The 26,325-nt window shown below is 40.5% G+C and carries 23 protein-coding genes; 7 read left to right on the top strand and 16 right to left on the bottom strand.

Features of this window, described 5'->3' with window-relative positions; translation table 11 throughout:
- Window positions 1–29: 29 nt before the first annotated feature.
- From AC623_RS02220 to AC623_RS02210, 3 genes are all read right to left on the bottom strand, one after another.
- A complete protein-coding gene (locus AC623_RS02220; RefSeq protein ID WP_049660124.1) occupies window positions 30–1,430 on the bottom strand; it encodes a sucrose-specific PTS transporter subunit IIBC in 1,401 nt (466 codons plus the stop codon).
- 209 nt (window positions 1,431–1,639) lie between these two features.
- Window positions 1,640–2,635, bottom strand: coding sequence for a LacI family DNA-binding transcriptional regulator (locus tag AC623_RS02215; protein WP_049660121.1), 996 nt, complete (start codon window positions 2,633–2,635; stop codon window positions 1,640–1,642).
- Between the two features lie 127 nt (window positions 2,636–2,762).
- Window positions 2,763–3,851 (bottom strand): diguanylate cyclase, encoded by a 1,089-nt coding sequence (locus AC623_RS02210; protein WP_231603576.1) that lies wholly within the window; start codon window positions 3,849–3,851, stop codon window positions 2,763–2,765.
- 265 nt (window positions 3,852–4,116) lie between these two features.
- On the opposite strand from AC623_RS02210, the gene AC623_RS02205 reads away from it, so the two are divergent.
- Window positions 4,117–5,700: a histidine kinase N-terminal 7TM domain-containing diguanylate cyclase gene (locus tag AC623_RS02205; protein ID WP_049660117.1), complete on the top strand. Its 1,584-nt coding sequence runs from the start codon at window positions 4,117–4,119 to the stop codon at window positions 5,698–5,700.
- A gap of 46 nt (window positions 5,701–5,746) precedes the next feature.
- On the opposite strand, the gene AC623_RS02200 is transcribed toward AC623_RS02205, so the two are convergent.
- The 6 genes from AC623_RS02200 to AC623_RS02180 all read right to left on the bottom strand — a co-directional run bounded on the left by AC623_RS02200 (window position 5,747) and on the right by AC623_RS02180 (window position 9,399).
- Window positions 5,747–6,037, bottom strand: a complete 291-nt coding sequence (locus AC623_RS02200; RefSeq protein ID WP_049660115.1) for a YxcD family protein — start codon at window positions 6,035–6,037, stop codon at window positions 5,747–5,749.
- Complete coding sequence (locus AC623_RS02195) at window positions 6,025–6,471, bottom strand: hypothetical protein (protein ID WP_049660112.1); 447 nt, start codon at window positions 6,469–6,471, stop codon at window positions 6,025–6,027. Before AC623_RS02195 ends, AC623_RS02200 begins: the two co-directional genes overlap by 13 nt.
- Window positions 6,472–6,502: 31 nt before the next feature.
- Window positions 6,503–6,637: an FbpB family small basic protein gene (locus AC623_RS20870; protein ID WP_156186985.1), complete on the bottom strand. Its 135-nt coding sequence runs from the start codon at window positions 6,635–6,637 to the stop codon at window positions 6,503–6,505.
- A gap of 315 nt (window positions 6,638–6,952) precedes the next feature.
- Window positions 6,953–7,924 carry a cation diffusion facilitator family transporter gene (locus AC623_RS02190; protein ID WP_049660110.1) on the bottom strand — a complete coding sequence of 324 codons (972 nt, stop codon included), beginning with the start codon at window positions 7,922–7,924 and terminating at the stop codon, window positions 6,953–6,955.
- Between the two features lie 144 nt (window positions 7,925–8,068).
- Entirely contained in the window at window positions 8,069–8,902 is an 834-nt protein-coding gene (locus AC623_RS02185; protein WP_049660106.1) for a cytochrome c oxidase assembly protein, read from the bottom strand.
- Window positions 8,899–9,399 carry a DUF2243 domain-containing protein gene (locus AC623_RS02180; RefSeq protein ID WP_049660104.1) on the bottom strand — a complete coding sequence of 167 codons (501 nt, stop codon included), beginning with the start codon at window positions 9,397–9,399 and terminating at the stop codon, window positions 8,899–8,901. Before AC623_RS02180 ends, AC623_RS02185 begins: the two co-directional genes overlap by 4 nt.
- Window positions 9,400–9,634: 235 nt before the next feature.
- On the opposite strand from AC623_RS02180, the gene AC623_RS02175 reads away from it, so the two are divergent.
- A complete protein-coding gene (locus AC623_RS02175) occupies window positions 9,635–10,210 on the top strand; it encodes a hypothetical protein (protein ID WP_049660102.1) in 576 nt (191 codons plus the stop codon).
- 128 nt (window positions 10,211–10,338) lie between these two features.
- On the opposite strand, the gene AC623_RS02170 is transcribed toward AC623_RS02175, so the two are convergent.
- The gene (locus tag AC623_RS02170; RefSeq protein WP_049660098.1) at window positions 10,339–11,868 is read right to left on the bottom strand and encodes a DHA2 family efflux MFS transporter permease subunit; all 1,530 of its coding nucleotides are present in this window, start codon (window positions 11,866–11,868) and stop codon (window positions 10,339–10,341) included.
- 186 nt (window positions 11,869–12,054) lie between these two features.
- Here AC623_RS02170 and AC623_RS02165 point away from each other — a divergent pair, with 186 nt between their 5' ends.
- Window positions 12,055–12,939, top strand: a complete 885-nt coding sequence (locus tag AC623_RS02165; RefSeq protein WP_049660095.1) for a TetR/AcrR family transcriptional regulator — start codon at window positions 12,055–12,057, stop codon at window positions 12,937–12,939.
- A 145-nt stretch (window positions 12,940–13,084) separates the two neighbouring features.
- On the opposite strand, the gene AC623_RS02160 is transcribed toward AC623_RS02165, so the two are convergent.
- The 3 genes from AC623_RS02160 to AC623_RS02150 all read right to left on the bottom strand — a co-directional run bounded on the left by AC623_RS02160 (window position 13,085) and on the right by AC623_RS02150 (window position 17,635).
- Window positions 13,085–14,098: a DUF1646 family protein gene (locus AC623_RS02160; protein ID WP_049660090.1), complete on the bottom strand. Its 1,014-nt coding sequence runs from the start codon at window positions 14,096–14,098 to the stop codon at window positions 13,085–13,087.
- Window positions 14,099–14,309: 211 nt separating this feature from the next.
- The gene (locus tag AC623_RS02155) at window positions 14,310–16,343 is read right to left on the bottom strand and encodes a Na+/H+ antiporter (protein ID WP_049660088.1); all 2,034 of its coding nucleotides are present in this window, start codon (window positions 16,341–16,343) and stop codon (window positions 14,310–14,312) included.
- A 230-nt stretch (window positions 16,344–16,573) separates the two neighbouring features.
- Window positions 16,574–17,635, bottom strand: a complete 1,062-nt coding sequence (locus AC623_RS02150; protein ID WP_049660086.1) for a permease — start codon at window positions 17,633–17,635, stop codon at window positions 16,574–16,576.
- Window positions 17,636–18,297: 662 nt separating this feature from the next.
- Between AC623_RS02150 and AC623_RS21675 the strand changes: the two genes are divergently transcribed.
- Both AC623_RS21675 and hpaB read left to right on the top strand, forming a co-directional pair.
- On the top strand, window positions 18,298–18,450 hold the full coding sequence (locus AC623_RS21675) for a hypothetical protein (RefSeq protein WP_176713743.1): 153 nt from the start codon (window positions 18,298–18,300) through the stop codon (window positions 18,448–18,450).
- Window positions 18,451–18,724: 274 nt separating this feature from the next.
- Complete coding sequence (gene hpaB, locus AC623_RS02145; RefSeq protein ID WP_049660084.1) at window positions 18,725–20,173, top strand: 4-hydroxyphenylacetate 3-monooxygenase, oxygenase component; 1,449 nt, start codon at window positions 18,725–18,727, stop codon at window positions 20,171–20,173.
- A 195-nt stretch (window positions 20,174–20,368) separates the two neighbouring features.
- Here hpaB and AC623_RS02140 read toward each other — a convergent pair whose 3' ends face one another.
- Together AC623_RS02140 and AC623_RS02135 are read right to left on the bottom strand one after the other, a co-directional pair.
- Window positions 20,369–21,316 carry an alpha/beta hydrolase family protein gene (locus tag AC623_RS02140; RefSeq protein ID WP_049660082.1) on the bottom strand — a complete coding sequence of 316 codons (948 nt, stop codon included), beginning with the start codon at window positions 21,314–21,316 and terminating at the stop codon, window positions 20,369–20,371.
- A 281-nt stretch (window positions 21,317–21,597) separates the two neighbouring features.
- A complete protein-coding gene (locus AC623_RS02135) occupies window positions 21,598–22,824 on the bottom strand; it encodes an MFS transporter (RefSeq protein WP_049660080.1) in 1,227 nt (408 codons plus the stop codon).
- Between the two features lie 473 nt (window positions 22,825–23,297).
- On the opposite strand from AC623_RS02135, the gene AC623_RS02130 reads away from it, so the two are divergent.
- The gene (locus AC623_RS02130) at window positions 23,298–23,753 is read left to right on the top strand and encodes a GNAT family N-acetyltransferase (RefSeq protein WP_049660079.1); all 456 of its coding nucleotides are present in this window, start codon (window positions 23,298–23,300) and stop codon (window positions 23,751–23,753) included.
- A 236-nt stretch (window positions 23,754–23,989) separates the two neighbouring features.
- On the top strand, window positions 23,990–24,523 hold the full coding sequence (locus AC623_RS02125; protein ID WP_049660078.1) for an ECF transporter S component: 534 nt from the start codon (window positions 23,990–23,992) through the stop codon (window positions 24,521–24,523).
- 108 nt (window positions 24,524–24,631) lie between these two features.
- Here the strand turns inward: AC623_RS02125 and mqo are convergent, their stop codons facing one another.
- Entirely contained in the window at window positions 24,632–26,152 is a 1,521-nt protein-coding gene (mqo, locus tag AC623_RS02120; protein ID WP_049660075.1) for a malate dehydrogenase (quinone), read from the bottom strand.
- Between the last annotated feature and the right edge of the window lie 173 nt (window positions 26,153–26,325).

The following is a 26,325-nucleotide window of genomic DNA, read 5'->3' as shown; positions in this document are numbered from 1 at the left end:
TTCTCCTTTGCTGATCGCAATAGCCGCAATCATTCTTGGTTTTTTAGCATTTTATCATGAAAGCCAAACAACCAAGTTAAAATAAACGCAACGGCAATGGCGATGAGGTTAACGAGCAAATAAAGAACGATTTGTCCATTCAAGTAAAGAAGCGTTCCCGGAATAACTGTAATAGCCATCCCCGTTCCTTTTAATCCAAAGATTGAGGCAAAAAATCCACCTGCACCGCCGCCGATCAATCCCATTACAAATGGTTTGAAATAGCGCAAATTAACCCCGAAAATGGCCGGTTCTGTAATTCCTAACAAAGCGGATAAAGACGATGGAAGGGCTAATGCTTTTAATTTCTTAGACTTTGTTTTTAGTCCAACCGCAAAAGCGGCTCCGCCTTGTGCGGCGACCGAACATGTGACGATAGCGTTGTACGGATTGTTTCCAAATTTTTCGAGCAGTTGAATTTCTAATAAGTTAAAGACGTGATGGACTCCTGTAATAACAATCATTTGATTGAGGAAACCAATAATGAACCCGCTAATTCCAAATGGCCATTTTAAAACAGCTACTGTTGCATGCAGCATCACTTCCTCGACACTATGGAAAATAGGGCCAATGATGAATAAGGCTAAAACAATCATGACAAGTAACGTTAAAAAAGGGGTAACGATTAAATCAAACGTATCGGGGACACGTTTTCGAATTTGCTGCTCAAGCTTTGCCCCAACAATTCCCGTGATAAAAGCCGGCAGCACAGAGCCTTGATAGCCGACAACAGGAATAAATCCAAAGAACTTAATCGCTTCTGCCTGTCCGCCGGCCACTTCCCAAGCATTCGGCAGGGAGGGACTGACGAGCATTAATCCTAAAACTAAGCCAATAATCGGCGATCCGCCAAATACCCTGAATGTAGACCAGGCAACGAGAGCTGGCAGGAAAATAAAAGCTGTATCTGTTAATACTTGTGTAAATAAAATAAAGTTATCTGGAACATGATCTGGAGTGATTCCAAAGAGGGAAAGTATTTGTTCCTGCATGACTAACCCACGAACGCCCATAAACAAGCCTGTTGCTACAAGAGCTGGAATAATCGGAACGAATACGTCGCCAAATGAACGAATAGCTCTTTGGAAAGCACTGCCGCTCTTGGCCGCTTCTTTTGTCTGCTCTCCCTTTGAGGAGCCCTCAACGCCTAGTTTGATCACCTCTTCATAAATTTTGTTCACCGTTCCCGTTCCGAGGATCACTTGATATTGACCAGAATTAAAAAAGGCTCCCTTGACTTTTTCAATATGCTCTACTCGGTTCTGGTCAATTTTCTCTTTGTCTTTTACCATGATTCTTAAGCGTGTGGCACAATGAGCAGCCGACATAATATTTCCTTTTCCACCAACGGCCTCGATAATTTCTACAGCAATGCGGCGGTCTACATCCATATTTTTACACCCCTTTTTTAGTCACTCATACCCTAATTAAGTAAAGTTAATCTCCGTATGGAATCGATACCACAAGGGTTAAAAAATAAAATCAGCTTCATGCAATGAAAGCGATTGCAATAAAACCACCATTAAATCCCCCTTTATCAAGGTCATCTAAGACCAAAGAAAGGATTCATGAAAGAGTGTGAAATCGATTTCACACTCAATTATACACTATCTCCTTCGATGACTCTATAATTTAAAACAACTTTTTTCTGTTGTTCGCTATAGCTTTCGATTTTTTCTAGAAGTATCACGGCTGCTTTTCTTCCTGCCCGTTCATTCTCAAAGTCTATCGTCGTTAATGCAGGATCAATGTACTTAGAAATATCAGCCGCACCGATTCCCGCTACAGCCATTTCTTGAGGAACTATGCAGCCAGCTTTTTTTAAATATTGCATGGCCCCAATAGCGATCCGATCCGTCACCGCAAAAACCGCATCCGGACGGAGGTTCTCAGGAGAGTTTCGGATAATCCTCTTCATCGCCTCAAAGCCAGATGGAATAGTGAAGTTTGCCTGTCCCATCCATTCCTTGTGAATCGTAAGTTTAGCTTCTTTCATCGCCGCCATAAATCCCTGCTTACGATGAATCCCCACTGCTGGATCAGATTCGTCTACTCCGATGAAGGCAATATTCTTATATCCTTTACGAATAAGATAATTCGTCATTTCTTTCGCTGCATGATAATCGTCAAATGTGACACTTGATGCTTTCGGAATGTCCTGGCCGATGGCTACAAAAGGCATGTTAAGCTGATGGATTTCTGCTATCAATTCTGCATTGACCGTAGTAGCTATTAAAATAATTCCATCCACCTGCCTGCTCTTTAATAAACGCAAGTATTCGATCTCTTTTTGGTAGTCAAGGTTCGTTGCCGTTAATAAAATGTGGTACCCTTGATCTTGAAGTACCTCGTTTATTCCATTTACGACGCGCCCTGATGTTTCCGTGCTGATTTTTGGGAGAATAACGCCAATAACTTTCGTTTTCTTTGTCCGAAGTGCCTTTGCATGCTGACTAGGCATGTAGCCTGTCTCTTCAATAACCGCTAGAACACGGCGCCGCGCTTCTTCACTTACATATCCTGAATCGTTCAATACACGCGAAACCGTCGATCTTGAGACCTTCGCCATTTCAGCAATTTCCTTAATCGTCAACATTCAAAACCCTCCAGTACATATAATAAGCACAGAAATATCATAGCACCATCTTTATTGCCAATCTAGCATTGTCCGTCTGTCTGCTTTCTTCCAGCCATCATCAGAAAGAATTTCTTTGTTATTCCTTTTACCGCCTCTCTTTTAATTCTGTGTAATGAATTTGGTTCCGGCCATTTTTCTTCGACTCGTAAAGAGAATGATCTGCCAGGTTGATCGCTTCATGCAGCATAGAAAAGACCGGAAGACTGCATACCCCGATAGAAATGGTTAAGGTAATCTCGTGTTTCTTATTTTCGGTATAGAAAGTCGTTCTCTCTACTTTCTCACGAATTGATTCGACCGTTTTTTCCATCTCTTCCTTCTTATCCACCATCGCAAAAAGAATAAATTCCTCTCCTCCGTACCGGCCGGCAACCATCTTTTTTGCAGGATAGCACGCCGCCTCTTCACTTATGACAGCTGCCACATCTTTTAAAACTTTATCGCCGTTTACATGCCCATGCGTATCATTGATCGCTTTAAAGAAATCAATGTCGATCATAGCGATATACATTTTTTTATCTGATGCTGAATAAGAAGCTATTTTTTCTTCAAAGAACCGGATGTTATATAGCCCTGTCAACGGATCATGGCGGGCGTAATATTGGAGCTTTTCTTTTATATCCAGTTCTTTTTCTGCACTGTTAATAAAGAAATTTAAAGTAAACGCTATTAACATAAAAAAGGAAAAGCGAAAAAACGTAATATCTTTAAATACATTCCACCCATCCGGCACCATCATAATAATAGGCAAATCGGAAATCAGCCATGAGCCGACTACTAAATAAACTAGCGTAATCGAATCCAGCTTAGACTGCTCTCCCTTATTGAATAAGAAAGAATAAAACACCGGAAGCACCATGCCGAACACCACACCAGGAACAGCTCCAGGCCCGCCTATCCCCAGACGCCATGCACCTGTTATAACTAAAGCTGGAAGGGCAAATCTCCAGCCCCATTTAACCGTTAAAAACACAAGCGGAACTAATCGCAAATCAAAATGATACCCACCATACGTAATCGGCAAATAAAACAATAGGATAACAGCAAAAGACACAACACTAATAATCCCGATAGCAAAGTATCGGGAAAGATTTTCTCTATTATGAAGCAATATGGTGATACATAAATGCATAAAGAAAATAATCGCAATGTTGGAAAGACTTGATTGAATCACAGCATTCAATGACAACACTCCTACTTATTCAAAACATACTCTATAAATATGGCCAGTCTATGTATTCATGCTAAATAAATTGGTTTTTGCTTTTCAATATACATTCTATTACATTTATATAGTTCTATAGTAACATATTTATTAAAAATGACTCATAAAAAAACAAGTTTATTTTCAAACTTTTCAATCTGAACAAACAAAAAATTTGTTATAATATCCAAGTCTATTGAAAAAATACCGTTTATTTAACCTTCGGAGCTGCGCGATGAATTTAGAAATCTTCCGTTATGTTGTCATTGTTTCTGTGTCAGGGGTTTTATCTATTCTATTAGCCATCTATGCCTACACGAAAAGAGACGTATCCTCTAGCAGTACGACCTTTATTCTCATGTCATGTCTTTCCGCCATTTACGTATTCGGCCATGCCTTTGAACTGGCAAGCAGGAATCTCACTGAAATTACGCTTTGGCTGAAGGTTCAATACGTGGGATTGCCTTTTATTGCTCCAACCTGTCTCGTTTTAATTTTGAAGTATGCTGGATTAGAAGCGTTTGTAAAAAGAAAAACACTTTTATTTTTATTTCTTATTCCAACTCTCACTTCTCTTATCTCTTTCACAAATGATTTCCACCATCTGCTGTACCGTTCCATTTATTTGCGCCCAGAGGAGGGTGCAGTGCTAGCCGATATTGTCGTTGGTCCTTGGTATATTATCCATGGCAGCTATACGTTTGGCTGTCTTTTGCTTGGCGCTTGCATTTTATTATGGTACTGGAAGCGGACAAAAGACGTGTACTGGAAACAAATTATACCTTTATTATTAGGTTTAATTCTCCCGATGATGGCTTCCTTTTTATATTTAATCGGGCTTTCACCACATGGGATGGACCCTGTACCCATTGTGATGTGTCTCACTTCTGCCCTGTATCTTTGGGCTATCTTTTCCTCTAAGCTGCTTATTCTAGCCCCAATAGCAAGGGACCGGGTGTTTGAAAGCATGCGAGATGGGGTCGTTGTCATTAACTCAGCTCACCAAATTATCGATTATAACCAAGCAGCTGAAAGTATTCTTTCACAACTGAATTCTTCAAGTATTGGAAAAAACATTGAAGCTATTTTGAGGGAAGAAAATCAGGCGATTCCCTACCAATATGATAATCAAAAAGAAGAGCAAGAGTTTGAGTGGATAAACAAAGAAACTCACAAATGCTATCATGTGCGTGTCACTCCCATGTTCAACGATAAGAAGAAAATGATTGGCCATATTATCGTTCTGAGTGATATTACCGCTCAGAAAACACTTGAAGACCAGTTAAAAAAACTCGCTTATACAGATGGACTAACCCAAATTTATAACCGATCCTATTTTATCGTGGAAAGCCAAGAATGCATGCAGCAAGCTATCGAAAATGAGAAACCATTGTCTATTCTTCTTTTTGACATTGATTACTTTAAGAAAATCAACGATCGCTACGGTCACAGTATCGGCGATTCGGCGATTTGTCACGTCGTATCGATCTGTAAAAAGCACCTGCAGCCAACAGATGTTTTCGGCCGTTATGGTGGAGAGGAATTTGTTATTTGCTTGCCGTATACAGCTATTCATGAGGCTGGCAGAAGAGCGGAAAAGATTCGTGCCCATCTCACCGCTTCCCCTTTAGAGACAGATAAGGGTCCGCTTGCAGTCACTGCCAGTTTCGGAGTAACGGAAATGAGGACGGCTGCTGATACAATGGATCAGCTTTTGCAAGAAGCAGATCAAGCCCTTTACTCTTCCAAAGAAAGTGGCCGCAATGCTGTGCATTTAGCTGTCGGTAATTCTTTTGTGCAGTGGAAAGAAAATGAATGAGAAAATAACAAAACATCCCGCTGTCCATGGACAGCGGGATGTTTTGTTATCTCACCCAAGCAATAATTCCCTCATCTTCATCAAGCACTAACTCAATTCCTGCCGCAAACGGATCGACATTGAGTTCTGTATCAAGCCAAAAACGAATCGCCTCAATCATATTAACCGTCGTTAAGATTTGCTTTCGGCCTAACACATGAGATTCAGCAGAGAAGCCATAGTCATCATCGAATAACAATTCAACTTCTACTTCATAAGGAGAAACGTCCTTTTTATCGGAAATATAGAGACAAAGAGCATTGATGATATCCTGCTCGGTTATTTTTATCTGTTCCATGAATCATAGTCCCTCCGTTTATTTCTGAACAAGGAAACAACAATTTTTTTGATTAAGACTGCGATCGCCACTAAGACCATCATATTGATGAGAAATCCAAGCATGGAGCCAAAGATACCTAAATGTCCAAGCATACTGCCGAACAATAAACCAGCGACTCCACCAAGAAACAACCCTTTTAGAAAACCACCTTTATTCGATTTCGTCACGGCTGATTTCTTTGAATAATTTGTTGTTGATTTTTGTTTATTAACTTGCTGATCTTTGTTTTTCTTAAAAAATGACGAATTGTTGCTGGCAGGGGGACTGTAAGATCTTTTTCCTGATTTATAAGACTTTGCACTCGCTACTTGCGTGTTTTGATCTACAATATGTCCAACAGGTGCTAAACACAAACTAAAAACCATTAACGATGCCATTATTTTTTTCAACATGTAAAACCCTCCAATATTTTTTGTAAATAAGTTATACTGCTTTTGATTTATCTGCATATTTTTCTTCTAGCTTCTTCTCAATTTCTTCAATAATAGTCTTATCTTTCATCATTTCCTCCTTATTCTTTTTTACTAGCTGATGAAAAGGTAAACGCTTTTTCTTCATGTTCTCCCTCCTCACTTTATAGATTAGTTTGTTAATAGAACTCATAAGCAGCTAAACAAAAAGGGCCTGTACCACACTCGGTACAGGCCCTAACAACAAAAAAAGACCTCTACCGTTTGGTAAGGTCTTGCTAACAACGTCCATCGCTGCCAACAAAGCCGAGAGCGGATTGCTCTGTAATGACGACTTTGCTGTAAAAGCTACTCCCCTTAAAAAGGAATATTGAGTTTATACTAATATAATAATTCATTAGGCGCTTGGTGTCAAGTCGTCAGGCTAACTTTAACAAACTTCTGTAAAAGACTAAAACCCCTTTTATTCTGCTGGACCAGCCCATGTTGGGATACGGTCATCTTCATCAAACTCAATAATCACGTCTGTTACATTCGCTATACTTTTCTTAATGTTTGCTTCAATATGATCCCGAATATCATCTGCCACCTTAATTTTCATTTCTGGATCTACTTCCAGCCGAAGCTCAACATGAAGATCCTCTCCTTCTTTAATCACATCCAAATCCTGAATATCTTTTACTTGAGGATGCTGGAGAACATGAGCACCAATTTTCGCCTGCAGCTTAACATCTGCCACACCGAGCGCTCCCGCTGCATTATCTAAAAATACTCGGCCGACAACTAAAATGAGTAAACAGCCAATTATAATAGAAGCATATCCCGTAGCACTATGAAAAGAGGTGTATCTAGCAACCAAAATGGCGACTAAAGCAAGAAGGGCCCCGCCTACAGCTACATTATCTTCTAAAAAGACGAGCTTTGTAGCCGGTTTCGCGTTTTTTACATTCTTATAGCTTTCGGGAATAATCTTCCACCCCTTCACTTTTTCTGCTGGTAAATGCTCGGTAATCTCCTTCATCGCCTTAACGAGAACGCTTGCTTCTAATACAGCAGCTGCTCCAAGTACCCCGATATTAAGCCAAAACCAATTTTCTGAGTGGGTTGGAGCAGAAATATGATGAAAACCTTCTATAATTGTTTCATATGCTAATACTCCCACAATTAACACGGCGCCTAATAAAACGAGATTGACTAACCGGCCAAATCCGCCTGGAAACTTCTCTGTTGGCGCTTTTTTGCTTAACGCTGAACCGATATAGACAAACAGCTGATTCGCCGCATCTCCAAAACTATGCATCATTTCAGCAAACATAGCTACATTTCCTGTAATAAGGTAAGCAGCTGTTTTAATAAGAGCGACAATCGTGTTTACGACGGTTGCCCATAAAGCCGACTTGCTCCCAGACTTTAATAAACGATAAAATTCTGTCACACTGTCCGCTCCTTTCTCCTCCTTAAAGACTTTCGCTCTTTTATCATCTATTTTATTTCCCGTAGCATGAGCGTTAAAAACCTAATTTATTCGTCAGCTAATAGAAAAGGTGCCGCCAAAGCCATCCATTCATGAGCTTTTATGTCACCTTCTTGCAGCTAATGGAATGGCGCCTGATACTTTCTTCTCCGCTAACTCCCGAGGCCGAGTCGACTTGTACCAGTGCATGCATAGAATAAAGATGAACACGAGGTCAATCGCATCCCCGCCATAATACATGATCATCCCCCCTTTTTCAGCTTGTGCTAAAGAGACACCGGCTGGAGGATGAGCATAAATATACTTTGATAAGATTCCATGGCCGGCAAAAGTGACAATTAGCACAATTGATCGATATAAGAAGCCTTTTCGGTGAGGGATTGGATCAATATAAATCAGCGATATAGTGAATACGTAGCCAGCTAAAAATACATGAACATGAACAAATAAATGAAGAAGAAGAGACTGATGCATTGCTGTATATAATCCGGTTGTATATAAAATCCATAAACCGCCAACATTAAGCAAGGAAGCCACGATCGGATCACTCACAAAACGGACAGGTACACTTTTTAACAGACGAGTAAGACACCTGGCTAGATGAATAGGGAGCACCCGCAGGATAAGAGTCATAGGGGCGGCGAGCGCCATAAAAAGCGGAGCGGCCATGCCAAGAAATAAGTGACCGATCATGTGGGCTGTAAAGTCGAAGCGGGCACGTTCTGCAAGAGGACCTGCTACAGAAAAAACAGCAAACAGCACACCCACAATCCAAAAGACAGTACGAGCTAACGGCCACTTCTTATAATGTCGATTAGATCGTATGACGGCAAAAAGATAACAGAATAAAGCTAAACCAAATGGGAGCGCAAGCAGCACCTGAGGTATGACGCCAGATAACTGGCCGCCTGTATAGCAAATATCAGCATAGCTGCTCATGCCCGGTTTTCTCCCTCCGGTGCGAGATGACGCTGCGTGCGAACAATCAGAATAGCACCGATGATAATCATGGCTGCGGCGGCAACATTCCATATGGCATCATATACGATGACGTTTTCCACATAGCGTATTTGATGGATCCTCATCACTTTATGCTGGATAATCCCATCGTACAGCTGAAATCCCCCCGCTCCAAGCAAGACGCCTCCCCACCATCTCATAAGCCATAATGCTTTTCTGCGGTGAAGATCAGCGAATAAAAACAAACCGCCGATGGTCGCAAACCAGCTAAATGCATGAAACAGTCCATCTGATGCCAACCCCATACTAGTTGTTGATTTATCATAAAAATGGTGCCAATGAAGCAGCTGATGGAAGACCGCTTCATCAAAAAAAGCAATAAAACCTATTCCAAACAAAAAACCCGACCACAAATTTTTTGATAAATACGCATAGCGATTCGGATAACTATCTTGGTTTCCTACTTTAGCAGCCATCTCATTCTCCTCTATCCTTTTAACTTATACTTACTCTTATCTTTCCACAGATAAACAAGTTGTAATCAAAGGCGCAAAAACAGCTTAAATAAACACACTCTCTCAAGCTAAGAAAAACAGACCTTCACGATAGAGATTTTCCTTATAAGAAATCAGACAAGCACCCATACAGCAATGGCTAAATATCTCTGTAAAGGACATACTAATAAGAATTCCAAAAAAATGGGGCGATTGTATGAAAAAGAAGGCAATCCTAATCTTAACCGCAATCTTTGTTATTTTAATAGCCGCTTCTGCCTTTATAAAGCATTCACATGGAGAGTCGTTTGACTGGCTAGATACGATAAGCAGAATTCTGATGGGTATGCTTCCTTTGCTACTCTTATTCTGTAAAAGGATTCCGTTTAGTTTGCCGCTGATTATTAGTTATTATCTTCTGCTGTTCTGCACGTTCTTTTTAGGAGCCATTGTTCGGTTCTATGATCGATTTTCTTGGTGGGATACACTGCTTCACTTTTTCGGCAGTGTCTTTATGGCCTTTGTGGCTATAACATTGTACAACCTATTCATCCCTGATCCAGCAGAAAAAAAGGTTTCCAGCTGGCTCATTTTTATATTTGTCTTATCGTTCGCCATCTCTTCCAGTGTCATTTGGGAAAGCATAGAGTTTGCTGGAACGATTATGGGTTTTTTAGAGAGCGACAGCAATAAGGATACGATGACAGACTTGCTTGCGGGCATGGCAGGCGGAATTGTTGCAGCTGTTTATGCCGTATTTCGTAAAAAGACCACTAACGAAGTGCATAAATAAAAAAGAGAGCTCTCTTAAGCAACTAAATGTTAAGAGCGCTCCCTTTTCTTTTAAATTAGATAGTTTTTCATGAAGCACAATAGCTGCTTAGCTGCTATCTGGGAAAACTCTCCATTCCAAAACTCCTGTTAATTTTCTGCCAACTGTTGTCCAGTCTTCTTGCCTGATGGGCTTCCTTTTAAAGGATCGTCAGCCTGCTTTGAACGCTTGATAAACAAGGCAAGAATAAGAGCAACCGCCGCAATTAAAGTTGCTACGAAGAAAGCGTCGTTGATTCCTTCGAGCATCGCTTTCATGGCGATTTCCTGCTTCATCCCAGCAATAGCAGCGTCCGATGGCTGGACAGTTGGATGCTTCATGGCATCTGCAGCCAGTTCAGAAGCGTGCGTTTCTGTACGAGTAGACATAACGGTCACGAGCAACGCTGTACCAATGGCACCGGCTACTTGGTTCAATGTGTTATTCATTGCAGTTCCATGTGGATAAAAGCGAGCCGGAAGCTGATTTAGACCGTTTGTAGACACCGGCATCATCACCATGGATATGCCAAACATCCGAATTGCATTCAATACAACTAAATGGGTGTAGCTTGTATCGATGGCTAACTTACTGAAGTAGTAAGTAGTAATCGTTGTAATCGTCAATCCTGTGACTGCTAAAATACGCCCGCCAAACTTATCGAATAATCTTCCGGTGATAGGTGACATAAGCGCCATCGTAAGCGCTCCCGGAAGCATCATCAGCCCCGCATCAAGCGGAGAAATGCCGCGGATGGTTTGCACATAAATAGGAATGAGCAGCATTCCAGAAAACAGTGCCATATTTACAACCATCGTAATGGATGATGATAAAGCAAACATCGGGTATTTAAAAATTCTAAAGTTCAGCATTGGCCGATCGGTCTTTAATTGCCGAAAAATAAATGCAGTTAACGAAACAGCGCCGATAAGGATGGTGCCGTACACTTGCGGACTATCCCACCCCTTGCTTCCCGCAGAACTAAATCCATACAATAGGCCTCCAAAGCCCACGCTTGATAAAACGAGTGAAAACAAATCAAGGCGAATATCCACTCTCTCTTTCTTATCTTTTAGCAAGAAAAAGCCAATTAATAAAACGACAACCCCAATTGGCGTAACAAAGTGGAACAGCATTCTCCAATCGTAATGTTCAATAATCCATCCTGACAAAGTTGGGCCAATCGCTGGTGCAGCCATTAAAATTAAACCGAATATCCCCATTGCGGCTCCCCGTTTTTCGATAGGGAAGCTTACGAGCATCACATTCATCAAAAGCGGCATCATAATAGCGGATCCAGAAGCCTGAACCATCCGGGCTGCTAATAGAACAGGAAATATATGAGCCACTCCGGCAATGATCGTTCCGATTGTAAACAAGCCCATCGCAATTAAAAACAAGCGGCGCACAGAATATTTTTGAATTAAAAAGGCAGTTGTTGGAATTAAGATTCCGTTTACTAGCATAAATCCTGTTGTTAGCCACTGGACCGTTGAAGCTTCAACCTCTAAGTCCTTCATAATTGAAGGCAGTGCGATATTTAGCAGTGTATTATTTAAAAAGGCGATAAAAGCGCCGATCATGAGCACAGCCAGAATCCCATACGGTGGGCGATCGGTCTTTTGCATTGAATAATCCATTCAGTTCCCTCCATAGACGTTAAGTTCATTATTTTGTACCTTCGTTTCATACAAAAGATATCATATACTACAAGTCCAAATATCGCAACTGAAAAATACCCTTCCCCTATGAAGTTTGTACTAGTCTGAAAATTAATGTACTATAGAAGTTGTACAGTATGTCCAACTAAACTTAAAGGTGATGAAATGAACGACAGAAAGCAGCATGTGATTAAGATGGCTCACCAGCTATTTGTTGAAAAAGGATTTCAGGCTACTTCCATTCAAGATATATTAGATTACAGCGGAATTTCAAAAGGCACATTTTACAATTATTTCTCTTCTAAAAGTGAATTGCTCATGGCTCTTTTCAGAACTATTCACAAGCAGCTTGAGAAAGAACGGAATGAGCTGCTTATCGGCCAGGACCCTTCTAATATAGAGATCTTCATTAAGCAAATCGAACTGCAAATGAGAGCCAATAAAACACATAAGCTCATTTTTTTATTTGAAGAAGTACTCGTTTCCAATGACACAGATCTTAAGCAATTTATGAAAAAAGGCCAATTACTCATGATCCGCTGGGTATATGAACGATTTATAGACATTTTTGGTGAAAGCAAACGTCCTTATTTACTGGATTGCGCCATTATGTTCATCGGAATTTTGCATCATAACCTGAGGTATTATACGTTAGCTTATGATGCAAATACGAGCATTCACCAGGCGGTCCGTTATAGTGTAGAACGAGCAGCCAAAATCGTAGAGGACGTATCAGAGGCAGGGGATCAACTAATTAAGCCTGAGCTTTTAGACAGCTGGCTCCCGGATTGTAACAAAGCAAACCAGACGTTTCAGCAAAAACTTTGCCAGGCGATCACAGACTTAAAAAAATCGCTAAACTGTCATGAGGAAAAGCCGAGATGTACGGAATTGCTCGAATTTATTCAAGATGAACTCCTTCATGCGAGAAATCCTCGAAAGTTTCTCATTGAAAGTGCCCTGTCTTCCTTAAAAGACAGCCGCGATTTTTTAAACGAAAAGCAGCTTCAAACGCTCGCCCAACTCGTTACCCATTACTTTGCCCAATAGAGAGAAAAATCTTAAGGAAATTTACAGTGTAAACAAAATCTATTTTCAATGCTCTCAGGCTGATTGAAAACTTCTGTCTTTCGTGGGAAAGCGAATTTTTTTAACAGCCTGAAAGCCCATAGATATTTCTTAAGTTTTTTATGCATTAAGTTAATGTAAGAACAATAAAGAAAATGACCATGACAACTAAGCCAACAGGTAAGCCAAATCTTGCCCACTCCTTGCTTGTAATCCCGAGTTTTCCAGCAGAAATGATATTGGGAATATTGCCAGGTACAAGCATTCCACCGCTAATTAAAAGCCCAAGTAAGATGGCTTGTACAGTTGAATTTCCCATCGACGAGCTAATTTCCGCCGCGGCAAGAGTGGCATTATCCAAAACAGCTGAAATCATATTAATCCAATACAGCACACCGGTATGGACATCTAGCAAGTATTGATTAATGAACGGCTCAAAGCCTGTGCCAAGCAGTGTGAGTCCCATCACAAATAAGTAAATTTTAATTGTGCGAACGACGATGTCCTCGTAGGTTTCACTTGCCTGGTCACTCTTCAGTCCTTCCCGATCTTGCTGCGGATGGACGAAAAACATGGAAAGCACACCAAAGAGTACAACAGCCGCTAGTACTTCGGGGCCGATTAGCCTTAAGAGATAAAAGAAATCCTCTCCCAGCTTGCTGACGGCAATCGTGGAAAGCGGTTCTCCAATTGGAGTCAAAGAAGCGCCAAGCCCAATAGAAAAACAAGCTAATACAACAAGCCGAACTTCAGATTGACGATCAAGACTAAGCACGCTAACAATTAACACCAAAATTAATGCGGCAATAATCGCCGTAATGACACTCGATAGGAGTCCTAGAAGGATGACGACTAACGCAATAAATAATCGAAATGGCATCATCCTGCTAATACTAAGAATCCCGTTTTCTAAAGGCTTTCTAAACCATTTAAATAAAAGACTTGCGACTAAAACAGCGATTGTAATATGAAGCGGATCCTCTAATGCCTTCACAAGAAGTTCCTTATCTAATACTTTGCCGATAACAGCGGCTAAAAAACCCATAATAAATAAAAATATCTCTAAATTTTCCTCTACCCGTTTTACGAAGAATGGCAACAGCAGCACAAGCAGCAAGATAACGGACAAACCAATAACCATGAAATCCCTCCTTCTTCAGCTTTTCCTAGCGGCAACCTATTTATATGAAGAAAGGATAAAAAATATTTACCGTTGTCCACCTTAAGGGAAATGCTCGAAACCTAACAAAATCAGGCATCCAATACGGATGCCTGATTTTGGTTATAGACACATTCTATTTGCAATACTTCTGCTTTTCGAGGAGCGGAGTAAGCATAAACAACAAGGAAAGCTATTCTATATGTTCATATAAAGTCACGCTTTCAATGTAATTAACGAACCTTCTTAACTCCCTCGCCTGCTCGTTAGTAATCTCCCCCGATTGATACATTTCATGAATTTCACCACGTTCGATGTCCATTACCTTTAGGCGCAGCTCTTCTTTTTTCCCTTCTCGCTCTTCATTGTATGGAACAGCTGGTCTCTTTAGCTGATCAATGGTTCGCTTATATTCAACTATGACGGCCCCGACAATATCGGGTCTTTCATGTTCTAGTGCCTGCTCTTCCAGATGTTTAAGTGCGACTTGCAATGCTTTTAATTGAAGTGACTTTCTTAACCGTAATTTTGCCAGCTTCGTTTCGGAGTCTTTATGAAAGTGTTCCATAAAACGCCGCCATCCCCGGATCATCCGGCCGATTAGATACATCGTTTCCGAGCGAACATTGTTGGAGAGAGCTTCTTGTCGGCGATCCAGCGATTTTTCAAGCGTTTCAAACAGAGTTTCATCCATGCCATTTTTCTTTCTAATTTCATCGAAATATTTTCGTTCTGCTTTTAGACCCATTAACCGCACTTCAGTAAGTTTTTGTTGGTAATAGACGGTGTCTGATGACTTTGAATGCGGGTCAGGCAGGATCTGCCGAAACATCATCTTATATTCATCAATGAGCTCATAAGCGGCATCTTTGTTTTCTTCATTTATTTCCAGCCGGATCTTTTTAATAGCAGCCAGCAGAACTTTTCTTTTGGCCTCCTGCAAGCTGGCTTTCCCCAGCTCTTCTCCTTCGGCTGCTTCATTCCTGCTTAGAAGAGGCAAGAGCAGAGTCGCCGCAATCAGCGTAAATAAAATAACACCCGCTGCTAAAAACAGAATAAGCGATCGCTCTGGAAATAAATCTCCATTCAATACAACATACGGAATAGAGAGAACACCCGCCATTGTGACGGCTCCTCTTACCCCTGTTAAGCTAATGAGCAGAGATGTTTTAAAATTTGGTTTTAATACGTCCTCTTCCTTGTCAGAACGATAAGCAAAGTAAGAGAAAGAGTAAGACCAAATAAAGCGAATCCCTAAAATAATAAACCCGATCGCGATCACATATCCGATTACTAACCAATTGCTCATAGCCGGATTATCTACCGTTTCGATCATAGAAGAAGGAATATTCAACCCCAGCAGCAAAAAGACGACTCCATTTAAAGTAAATAAAACAATGGACCAGATATTCTCTGTCAGCACTTGCTCCTCAGCGATCAAAGTTCCTGTTCTTTCTTTTATCAAGGAGTGAACAACCCCTGCTACTACAACAGCAATGACGCCGGAAGCATGCAACAGCTCTTCTGTAATGAGAAAAATAATAAAGGGTGTAAGAATTTGCAACAACGAGTGAAACGTTACATCATTAATTCCTTGCTTGCGCAGAACGAAACGTATCCATGTGACAAGCAAAGCTAACACAAACCCTAAAATCCCCCCTACTAAAAACATATAGGTAAAATCAAAGACAGCCTCACGCAAAGAAAAATACCCGGTTACAACGGCCGCAACCGCATAATTAAAGGCTACTAAACCAGAGGCATCGTTGATTAAGGACTCTCCTCTAACGAGATGAAGCACCTTTTCAGGGAGATGAATGCGTTTAGCAATACCATTGACGGCCACAGGGTCAGTCGGTGATAAAATAGCGGCTAAGGCAAAGGCAGCGGCAAGCGGAATACTCGGTATTAGCCAGTGAATAAAATAACCGCCGCCAAGAGTTGTGATAAGAACAAGAACAACAGCATTTCCTAAAATAGGCGCCCTCATCTTCCATAATTCTTCACGCGGAAAATGTCTCCCATCATTGTATAAAAGAGGAGCTACAAAAAGTAATAAAAACCACTCTGTTTCGATTTTCAGAGAAACATCCCTAAAGATGAGCGCAATAATCACTCCAAATCCTATTTGTGTTAAGGCTGTAGGGATAAACGGGATATAGTGGCTAATGATATTTGAAATTAACAAAAAAACAAGCAGTAACAATACAGTCATCAGTAAATCCATTTGTTTCTCCCTTCTGAATGAACGACAGATCAAAATCCCAAAATCAATACACATACTCTTTCGCGATAGAGACGAATTGTACTAAGCAGTATAGCCCGTTCAATATGTAGACACTATTATATTCCTTTTTATATTTCAAAATATGCTTGCACTTGAAAAGAAAACCCTAAAGATTAGACACTTTTTTCACGTCCAATCTTTAGGGTTTCATTGATGATAACTCCTTAAACCTATAGGATCATCCTTCCTATCAAACCACCGATAACACCTAACACCACTACAGATGCCATGACAAAAAATAATACTTTTTTAGGAAATGATTTAGCCACCATTAACAAAGACGGCAAGCTAATAGCAGGCAATGTAATAAGTAGTGCAGCTGCAGGACCAGCGCCGAGACCTAAGGACATAAGCGTTTGAATGATCGGAATTTCTGCTGCAGTTGGAATGACAAAAAGCATACCAGCAACTGCAAATATAATAATTGCCAGCAGGCTATTCGCTACTGATTCACTTAATTGCGGGAATAACCAAACGCGCGCTGCTCCTAAAAGCAATACTGACAGCACGTATGCCGGCACAATATAAAGAAGCATCCTTCCTATGCTTCCCAACCATCTTCTTAAAAATTTGCCCTCTTGTTGCGTCTCTACTATCACTTGGTCGACATCAACCGGCTGAACGTCTTTCGCAAGACGATTGGCCCAGTAACTAATGCCAAACGTTAAAATAAATCCAAAGACGAGCCGCATAAGGGTGAACTTCCAGGACAAGACAAAAGTCATAAAAATAAGAGTAGCGGGGTTCATCATAGGATTGCCAATCCAAAAAGCTAAGGCAGCACCAACGGAAACGTTCTTCTTACGAAGTCCAATCGCGATCGGTGCCGCACAGCAGCTGCACATCATACCCGGAACGGCAGCCATCCCAGCAATCATTGTACTGCCAAATGAGGCTTTTCCAAGCAATCTAAGCAGCCATTGTGCTGGCAATAAAACTTGAAGCAGGGAACCAAGCAAAATACCGAGGACCGCCGCTTTCCATACAGAACTAAAATAAGCAAGTGCATAGTCCCAAGCCGATTGCCATGATGGCGTCTCACTTGATAGATCTCCTAAAATAGAATCGCCAATAGAATGCGTATTGGCTGCTAAAATAGATTTGTTATAATAAGGCCACCATTTGATGTAAAACAATCCAGCAGCTGCAATCAGAATAAAGGCAGCAACAAACCAAAAGGTTCTTTTGTGCGTCGCCTGTTTAGGTTGAGGTGTTGTATCTAGCTGCACCATGGTATCCTCCTATATAAAATTTTTAAGACATAATATTATATCATAAATCAATAGAGCTTATCGAAAATGCGCCTCCACAAGAGGAGCAAGAGCCCAAAAGTTATGTTCATGCACCCATGAATGCTTCTTGCTGTTTCTGACGTAGCAGCCACCTTTAAGTAGTGACTAAATTTACTCTCCCTTTGCTGTTATGGATTACAGCGCAAAAAAATTAATGATAACACCACACTTAATAATGTCTTTCATTTGCTTTTTCCCCTTCTCTCCCTTTACTTCCTTTGCTTGGTTTCAGATTCCATTTTAATAAGCGCAAATTTTTTTTGCTTATCAAATAAACGTTTTAAAAAAACAGAATTCAAACAATATTCACTTTTAATAAAAAATATATATTGACCTAACTATATAATTTGTTTAAACTGATAAAAAATTATTTATGAGTTTGTAAAAAAACACAAATAAAAACAGGGAAATTAGCACATCTCCTTATCCGCGCTAGCTGACAAACGAACAACGACGTTTAAGACTATACTCTTGAATAAAAAGTTTATTAAGTCGATCACTTGAGATGAATTAGCATAAGGTGTAATGTGCATGGGAAAGAAAGTCGAAGTCTCGTGGAATAAAAAGTAGGAAAAGAACCCTTTAATTGGAGGAAAATTTTTATGTGGATTATCACTGTTCATTCTAAAAACAATGTACAAATGTTTGAGTATGATACCCAGAAAGAAGCAACAGAAGCTTTCAAAAGAATCAAAGGTCATAAATTCCTAACCGAAGTGATTTATTTTAACGACAGCTGCTTAGTAGAAGCGTAAAAACAAGCTGCTCATAGCCTGCTATTCAACCATTAAGCATGCACGATCATTCTGAAACAATCCGCTTTAAACTTTTTTTGTTTAAAGCGGATTGTTTGCATTCCTCTCATATAACTGAGAAACTCCGCAACTTCACCAAACTTCCCCACTTATATTCAACATTATTTAGAGCTTTTTGCTTTAAAAGTATGGAACAGACCAACATGTTAACTAATAAGATGAAACAACAAACAAATACAGTTGCCAGGACTGTTTTAATTGAGGGAGTGGAAGTATGGGAGCGGTTAACGGAAAAGATTTTATTAACCGATTAGATCAACTAAATAACGAAATTTGGTTTGATGGAGTAAGAATACAAGGAAAAGTCTCTGAGCATCCCGCTTTTAAAGGTCTTATCCAAACAAAAGCCTCTCTTTATGACTTACAGCATGATTCAAACTTAAAAGAGCAGATGCTGTTCTTATCCCCCCAGACGAAAGAGCCTGTCGGAATTTCTTATTTACAGCCAAAAACAAAGGAAGATTTAATTAAAAGAAGAACGATGATTGAACATTGGGCAAGGCGCACTGGGGGCATGATGGGAAGAAGCCCTGATTATTTAAATACAGTTTTAATGAGCTTTGCCTCCTCCGCGAATCTTTTGATCGGAAAAGACAATTGTTTTCCGAAAAATATTCAAGCTCTATATGAACGAGCCAGGGAAAAAGATTTGTCATTTACACATACATTTATAACTCCTCAAGTAAATCGTTCTCAAACCTACTTCGAATGCTCCGAGGAACCCATCTCTGCCAAAGTGATTGACAGAAATGAAGAAGGAATAGTCATTAAGGGAGCCCGTCTCTTAGCTACCCAAGGCGGCTTAACAGATGAAGTGCTAGTGTTCCATGCTCCTCGATTATTCTTTGAGATGGACGAAGCATTTGCTTTCTCTATCCCTTCCAACACGAAAGGCTTAAAATTTATTTGCAGAGAGAGCTTTGTTGGAGGAGAATCTATTTTTGATCATCCGTTAAGCTCACAATACGAAGAAATGGACTCTATTGTCGTCTTCGATCATGTGCTAGTTCCCTGGGATCGGGTATTTTTTTACGACAATGTGGAAGCCGCCAGATCTTTCCTCTCAAAAAGCTCCTTCTCTCCTTTTGCTATACACCAAGTCGTAACGAGACAAATTGTAAAAACAGAGTTTATTTTAGGGATCGCGGAGCTTCTTATAGAAACCCTTAATATTAGCAGCTATCAACATATACAAGAAAAATTATCAGAGATCATCATTGGACTTGAAACAATGAAGGCTCTTCTAGAAAAGTCGGAAAACGATGCGAAATTAGATGAATGTGGTTACATGCGGCCGAGCATTATTCCACTTCAAGTTGCCAGTAACGTCTTTCCTAAAATCTATCCACGCTTCAGTGAAATTATCCAATTAATCGGAGCTAGTGGAATGGTCACTTTACCAACCGAAAAAGCCTTTCATTCTACTATTAGAGGAGATCTCGATCAATATCTTCAAGGGACCACCAAAACAGCAGAAAACCGAATTAAGATTTTTCGTTTAGCTTGGGATCTGACGATGAGCTCCTTTGGCACGAGACAAACTCAATATGAAAGATACTTCTTTGGCGATCCTGTGCGATTATCCAGCTCCTTATATAAGGACTATCCAAAAGAAAAATATGTTAAAATCATTAACACCTTTTTAGATTTAAAAGAGAAATAATAAAACTAATGCGTGGAACAGAGCAAAACGGCAGCTTTATATACAATGAAGTGCTTGCCTTTTGAGGACGGAAGGGATATGAGCATACACTTGTCAACAAACGAAGAGCCTTTCCTAGTGAAAAGGCTCCTGCTTATTGTTTATCTTTTCTCGTTCCCCGCATGTATAAACTTAAGTGTAAGGAGGTCTATTTTTTCAAGCAGACTTATGTCCACTGTCTAGAAATCGCCCTAGCCATGCAGCCATTAGCTGCAACCCTTCTTTGTGAAGCGGCCGTTCTAAAATAGCCTTCATTAACTTTTTCGTATCTAAAATACTTTTTGGCTCTGTTTGCTCTCGGAGGCCATGTTCCATGTTATGAATAATGTGATACTCACTTTCTCCTTGCACAAGTCCAGTCAATTCTTCTAAAACGGAACTTTCCACAAGTGAATCTTTATCGCCATGCAACGCAAAAACGGGACAAGAGACATTCTTCAAAGCGGCTCTTGTATTATACGAATCGTGCTCCCGGAACCACTTAGCCGGTTGCTTCATGCCTGCGACCCGGACAATATCGCTATTTGATTCGATCATTTTCTTCAACATCTTTTCTGCTTTCTTCTCGCCCTTTTCGTCTACTTTAAGCGTCCGATTCAACCAGCCTTTCAAGCCCGGCATGGAAAGCAACTCCCGGTATGCCTGCTGCCGCTGATGAGAGAGTGCCTCCAGTAGATTATCAACCCCTCCAGATAGAAGCATACAGCCGTCGATTTTCATCTTTGCAGCAATATCTGTTGCCAAGATAGTCCCTTCGCTATGGCCACACACAATCACATCCGACACATTTGGCTGCTCCTGCAAAAAGGTCACCGCAACTTTAGCGTCATGCAGTAAATTAGACAAGCCTGCTTCTACCAAGCTGCCGTTTCGTTTTCCTGTTCCCCATTTGTCATAGCGAAGCGTGATGAAGCCGATATTAGTAAAAAAGTGCGCCAATTCTTTATATAAATTCGTTTGATACTTCCCCTTCGGCCCGTTCCCATTACGATCAAGGGGCCCTGAACCGGCGATGAGCAAAATAGCCGGAAAGGTTCCTTCCTGTTCTGGGCATGCCAGCGTAGCAAAAATGTCTTTTTCAATAACAACCTCTTTTTCAACCATATTTTCTCCCCCTCAGGAATAATAGTGATCATGAATGTTTTATTTCTAAATGATGCATCAACTAATTCTAGAATTGAATGTCTCTTTTTTATTATCATTATTAATTATGATAATAATATCTTTTTCGATAAAGGTCAATAATTAAAAAGATAAAAAGGTAAGATTTTATAAAAAACAGCAAATGCTTAGTTGTAAAAAGCACCGTGACTAAACTCGACTCTCTTTTGTCGAGCAATAAAAACGCCAACTAAAATGCAGTTGCATTTTAGTTGGCATTTACATTAGTATTCTTCAACAGGCTGGATCGCACTGAGTGTACTGCCAGATTGTCTTTTGCTCAACGTAAGCATCACCACAAAGGAGATGCAGTATAGTGCTGCCAAGTAAATCATAGCTACGGTCATATCATAGCTTTGCAGAATATAACCAACTAGGATCGGTGAAAGCCCTCCTACTGCTCTGCCAAAGTTAAAAATCGTATTTGTCGCCGTACTGCGAATTTGAACCGGGTAATAGCTGCTGATTAATGCACCGTACCCAGCAAACATTCCGTTTGAGAAGAACCCGACAATGGCGCCGCCTATTAACACTCCAGCGCTGCCAGTCGCATAGGAGTATAAGAACACGGCACATGCAGAAGCAAGCAGGAAGATGCCAAAGGAACGCTTTGCTCCAAATCGATCCATAAATTGTCCAAAGGTTAACATCCCAATGATCATTCCAACTGCTGTGCTGATCGTCCAAAGCGCCGAGCTCGAAACTGATAAGCCTTGTGATTGCTGAAGCATGGATGGCAGCCAAATCATTAAACCGTTATAGCCAGCAATTTGAACAGTTGCCATAATGCTCAAGGCAATAGTTGTCATCGTTGCTCGTGGAGTGGCAAACAACTGAATCAACTTTCCTTTTTCCCCTTTTTTAGCCGCCTTTTTATCCTTTTGAGCAGCCAGCCATTCTGGAGACTCTTCTAAATTTTTTCTTACAATTACAGCGAAAATAACCGGCACCACACCAACAAAAAACAGCGCTCTCCACCCTAGAGCAGGGAGAATCATCGCACTCAAAAGCGCTGCCAGAATGACACCATACTGAGCGCCTGCACTAACGTAGGATGAGGCTCTTCCCTGCTTATTCTTTGGCCACGCCTCTGCAACAAGTGCCATCCCAATCCCATACTCTCCACCTGCACCTAATCCGGCGATGAATCTAAATAAGTAAACTTGTTCTATATTCGCTGCTAAACCCGTTAAAGCAGTGCCGATCGCAAACAACAGAACCGTATAAGTAAAAACTTTCACGCGGCCAAACTTATCTGCTAGCACTCCGAAAATCATTCCACCTAAAAGCATCCCAATATTTGTAATCGAAGAAATCAGTCCGCCCGTTGCCAAGTCTATGTGAAACTCAGCAATCATCATTGACATCGCAAACGAAATGAACATAATGTCCATGCCTTCTAATGTTAATCCAGCGACTGATGCTACCACTGTTTTTTTACGATAATCCATTTTGTACCACCCTCCGATATTTCTCATGTTGTAATCACTCTCTTTTATCTTTGAGGGAATGGATAGATGAATTACATATAATTCTTCCATTCTCTTTTCAAGCCTCACGGGACTTTATTTAAAAGAGGTATTCATCATTCGGACAAAATAAAAACCCTTTTGTCAGAGAGGACAAAAGGGCATAAATAGGCATAGTTAAATAGAAGCATCCCGTATTCACTCGCCTTTTCAGCCTCTCTGGACTGTATTAAAGATACTATTATGTCGGTATTTATACTAGCATACTAAAATACTAGCTTCAATACATATATTATGGAAGAAGATTTTTTCCCATATTAAATGGTTCAGGGTTCAATTTAATTGTATGTACCACAGAATCATATTTCATACAATGTCACAATCCTATATTTAAGCACCTGTTGCTCGGCCTCACTATATATTAATACATAATCTTTTTTCATTGGGGTGCTATGATGACGATAAGAAGAGCCAATCAATCCGAAACGCATTATATTCTTCAGCTTACCGGTAATGTATTAAGCGAGAGCTCTATGGGACATATAAAAAATAATGTTCACACGGCGTATCACATGTTTTTACCCTATATCCAAAACGGTGCCTATTATCTGATTGAGGAAGAAAATCAGAGACTGAAGGGCTGGCTCCTATTGGGGATAGATGGGGATTTCATGGCCGGCAATGTGATTGGACAGCTGCTTCAAATATATGTTTTTCCTCAATACAGAAAGACGGGGATCGGAAGGAGGTTAATGCAGGAAGCGATCAGACAGCTTCAAGCCCAAGGCATGAAAAAAATTCACCTTAATGTGTTCGCTGGCAACCCAGCAAAAAATATGTATAAGGAGTTCGGATTTAAAAAAATTTCTACCATTATGGAATTAAATACGGAGGAAAAAGACAGGAGATAACCCCTTCTCTAATCGGTCTTTCTTCACTTTTTCAGCAGTCCATCTGCCATATCCATCATATTTTTATGAAAGCGGGTATCCCTTATTGGAAACCTGCTTTTTCTTTTCCCACTGCCTCAAAAAAAGTTCCACATGCTTTTCTCATATTTGGTTGTTACTAGAAAAATAGTTTTAGGTATTTATTAAGTATGCAATTAGGAGTATCATAATATTTAAAAAAAGAAAGAGGTCATCTTATGGATTCAACATTTTCATCGGCAGGTGCAGCCAAATCTAAAACAAGAGCCATTGTTATCAATGCGCTTTTTATCACATTGACGCTTGTAGCTACTATGTTCATCAACATTAGGCTTCCCATCATGGGTAACGGAGGACTCATCCATTTAGGAAACGTTCCCCTTTTTATAGCAGCCTTTGCTTATGGAAGAAAAACTGGAGCGATAGCAGGTGCGTTTGGAATGGGCTTGTTTGACCTGATCTCTGGTTGGACAATATGGGCGCCGTTTACATTTATCATCGTAGGAGCAATGGGCTTTACAGCCGGTCTTATCTCTGACAAAATGCCTGGCAACAAAGTGGTTGTCCATACAATAGCCATTATCGCTGCACTGGTAATTAAAATCACAGGCTATTATTTTGCTGAAGTTATTCTTTACGCTAACTGGGTACAGCCGTTCGGCTCCATCCCTGGAAACGTGATGCAGGTTGTTATCGCTGGTATCATTGTCTTACCAATTGCGGGACGCTTAAAGAGAATTGCGGGAAAATAATAAGTAATCAAGAAAGAAGGCTTCTCATAAAAAGTGAGAAGCCTTTTTAGTAGAATCATATATGTGTAATCTTTAAGTCTTTATGTGCTGGATGATCGTTCGACCCGCTTATGATACGCTATGACCTGCGGCTTCTAACGACTGGCTTTTACTTAAACCAAGTGTCTGCGCTGTTGAAGTGTGAACTTCATGCAAAAGTTCCGGGTTTTGCATGAGTGAGATGCCGTAAGATGGAATCATCTCTTTGATCTTCGCTTCCCACTCTTTTACATGTTGAGGGAAGCATTTGTTGATTACCTCAAGCATAACATGAACAGCTGTAGAGGCACCTGGAGATGCGCCCAGCAATGCTGCAACCGATCCATCAGCTGCACTTACAACTTCCGTACCAAATTGAAGCGTTCCTTTGCCGCCCGCTTCTGTATCTTTAATAACTTGTACACGCTGGCCAGCCACTACAATATCCCATTCCTCGGTCTTAGCATTCGGGATAAATTCACGCAGCTCTTGCATACGCTGTTCTTTCGATAACATCAATTGTTGGATCAAATATTTTGTCAACGCCATCTCTTTAACCCCTGCCGCCAACAACGTTGTAATATTATGCGGTTTGACAGAAGCAATTAAATCCATATTTGAACCGTTTTTTAAGAACTTAGGCGAGAAACCGGCAAACGGTCCAAACAGCAATGACTTTTTGTTATCAATATATCGTGTATCAAGGTGAGGAACAGACATTGGCGGCGCACCAACTTTGGCTTTTCCATATACTTTTGCGTGATGCTGCTCAACAACTTCTTGGTTGTTACATACCATGAATAACCCGCTGATCGGGAATCCGCCAATGTGCTTTCCTTCAGGAATGCCTGTTTTTTGCAGTAATTCCAAACTTCCTCCTCCTGCTCCGAGGAAAACGAATTTTGCAGTATGGTATTCCATTTTACAGCCATCGAGATCGTGGACTTTCACTTCCCATAAGCCGTCTTTCGTACGTTTAATGCCTTCAACACTATGTTTATAGTTGATTTCAACATTTTGAGTTTCCAAGTGTTCAAATAACATACGTGTTAAAGCACCAAAATTGACATCTGTACCAGTATCAATTTTGGTTGCTGCAATAGCTTCATCCGCTGGACGGTCCTGCATAATAAGCGGAATCCATTCTTTCAGTTTTTCTGGATCATCCGAAAATTCCATTCCTTTAAAAAGAGGATTCTTAGTCATTTCTTCAAAGCGTCTCTTTAAAAATGCTACATTTTCCTCCCCTTGTACCATACTGACGTGAGGCAATGGCATGATAAAGTCATGTGGATTACGGATTAAATTACTGTTTACAAGATAAGACCAAAACTGCATAGAAACCTGAAACTGTTCATTAACGTTTATTGCCTTTCTAATATCTACAGATCCGTCTGGTTTTTCAACTGTGTAGTTCAGCTCGCACAATGCAGCGTGCCCTGTTCCTGCGTTATTCCATTCGTTAGAGCTTTCCTCTCCTGCTTTGTCAAGCTTCTCAAACACTGTGATATTCCAGTCCGGTGCTAATTCTTTTAGAAGAGTACCTAAAGTCGCGCTCATAATTCCGGCACCAATTAAGATAACGTCTGTTTTAGTTTGTATGTCGCTCATTTTTACCTTCCTTATCCCCTAAGATTTGCAGAAAAGATATAGTCGCTCCTTCTTAGGCGGTACGAGCAAGCCAAGACACGACCTAAACACACACCTTTTCTGTATCAATATATCTCAATTACAGTATATCACTTTTACTTATAGTATATCACATTTACTGGCAGAATAAAATA

The organism is Bacillus sp. FJAT-27231 (assembly GCF_001183975.1).
In the GTDB taxonomy this organism is placed as follows: Bacteria; Bacillota; Bacilli; order Bacillales; family Domibacillaceae; genus Pseudobacillus; species Pseudobacillus wudalianchiensis.
Note: the sequence above shows the minus strand (reverse complement) of the source record. Positions and strands in the feature narration are given on the sequence as shown.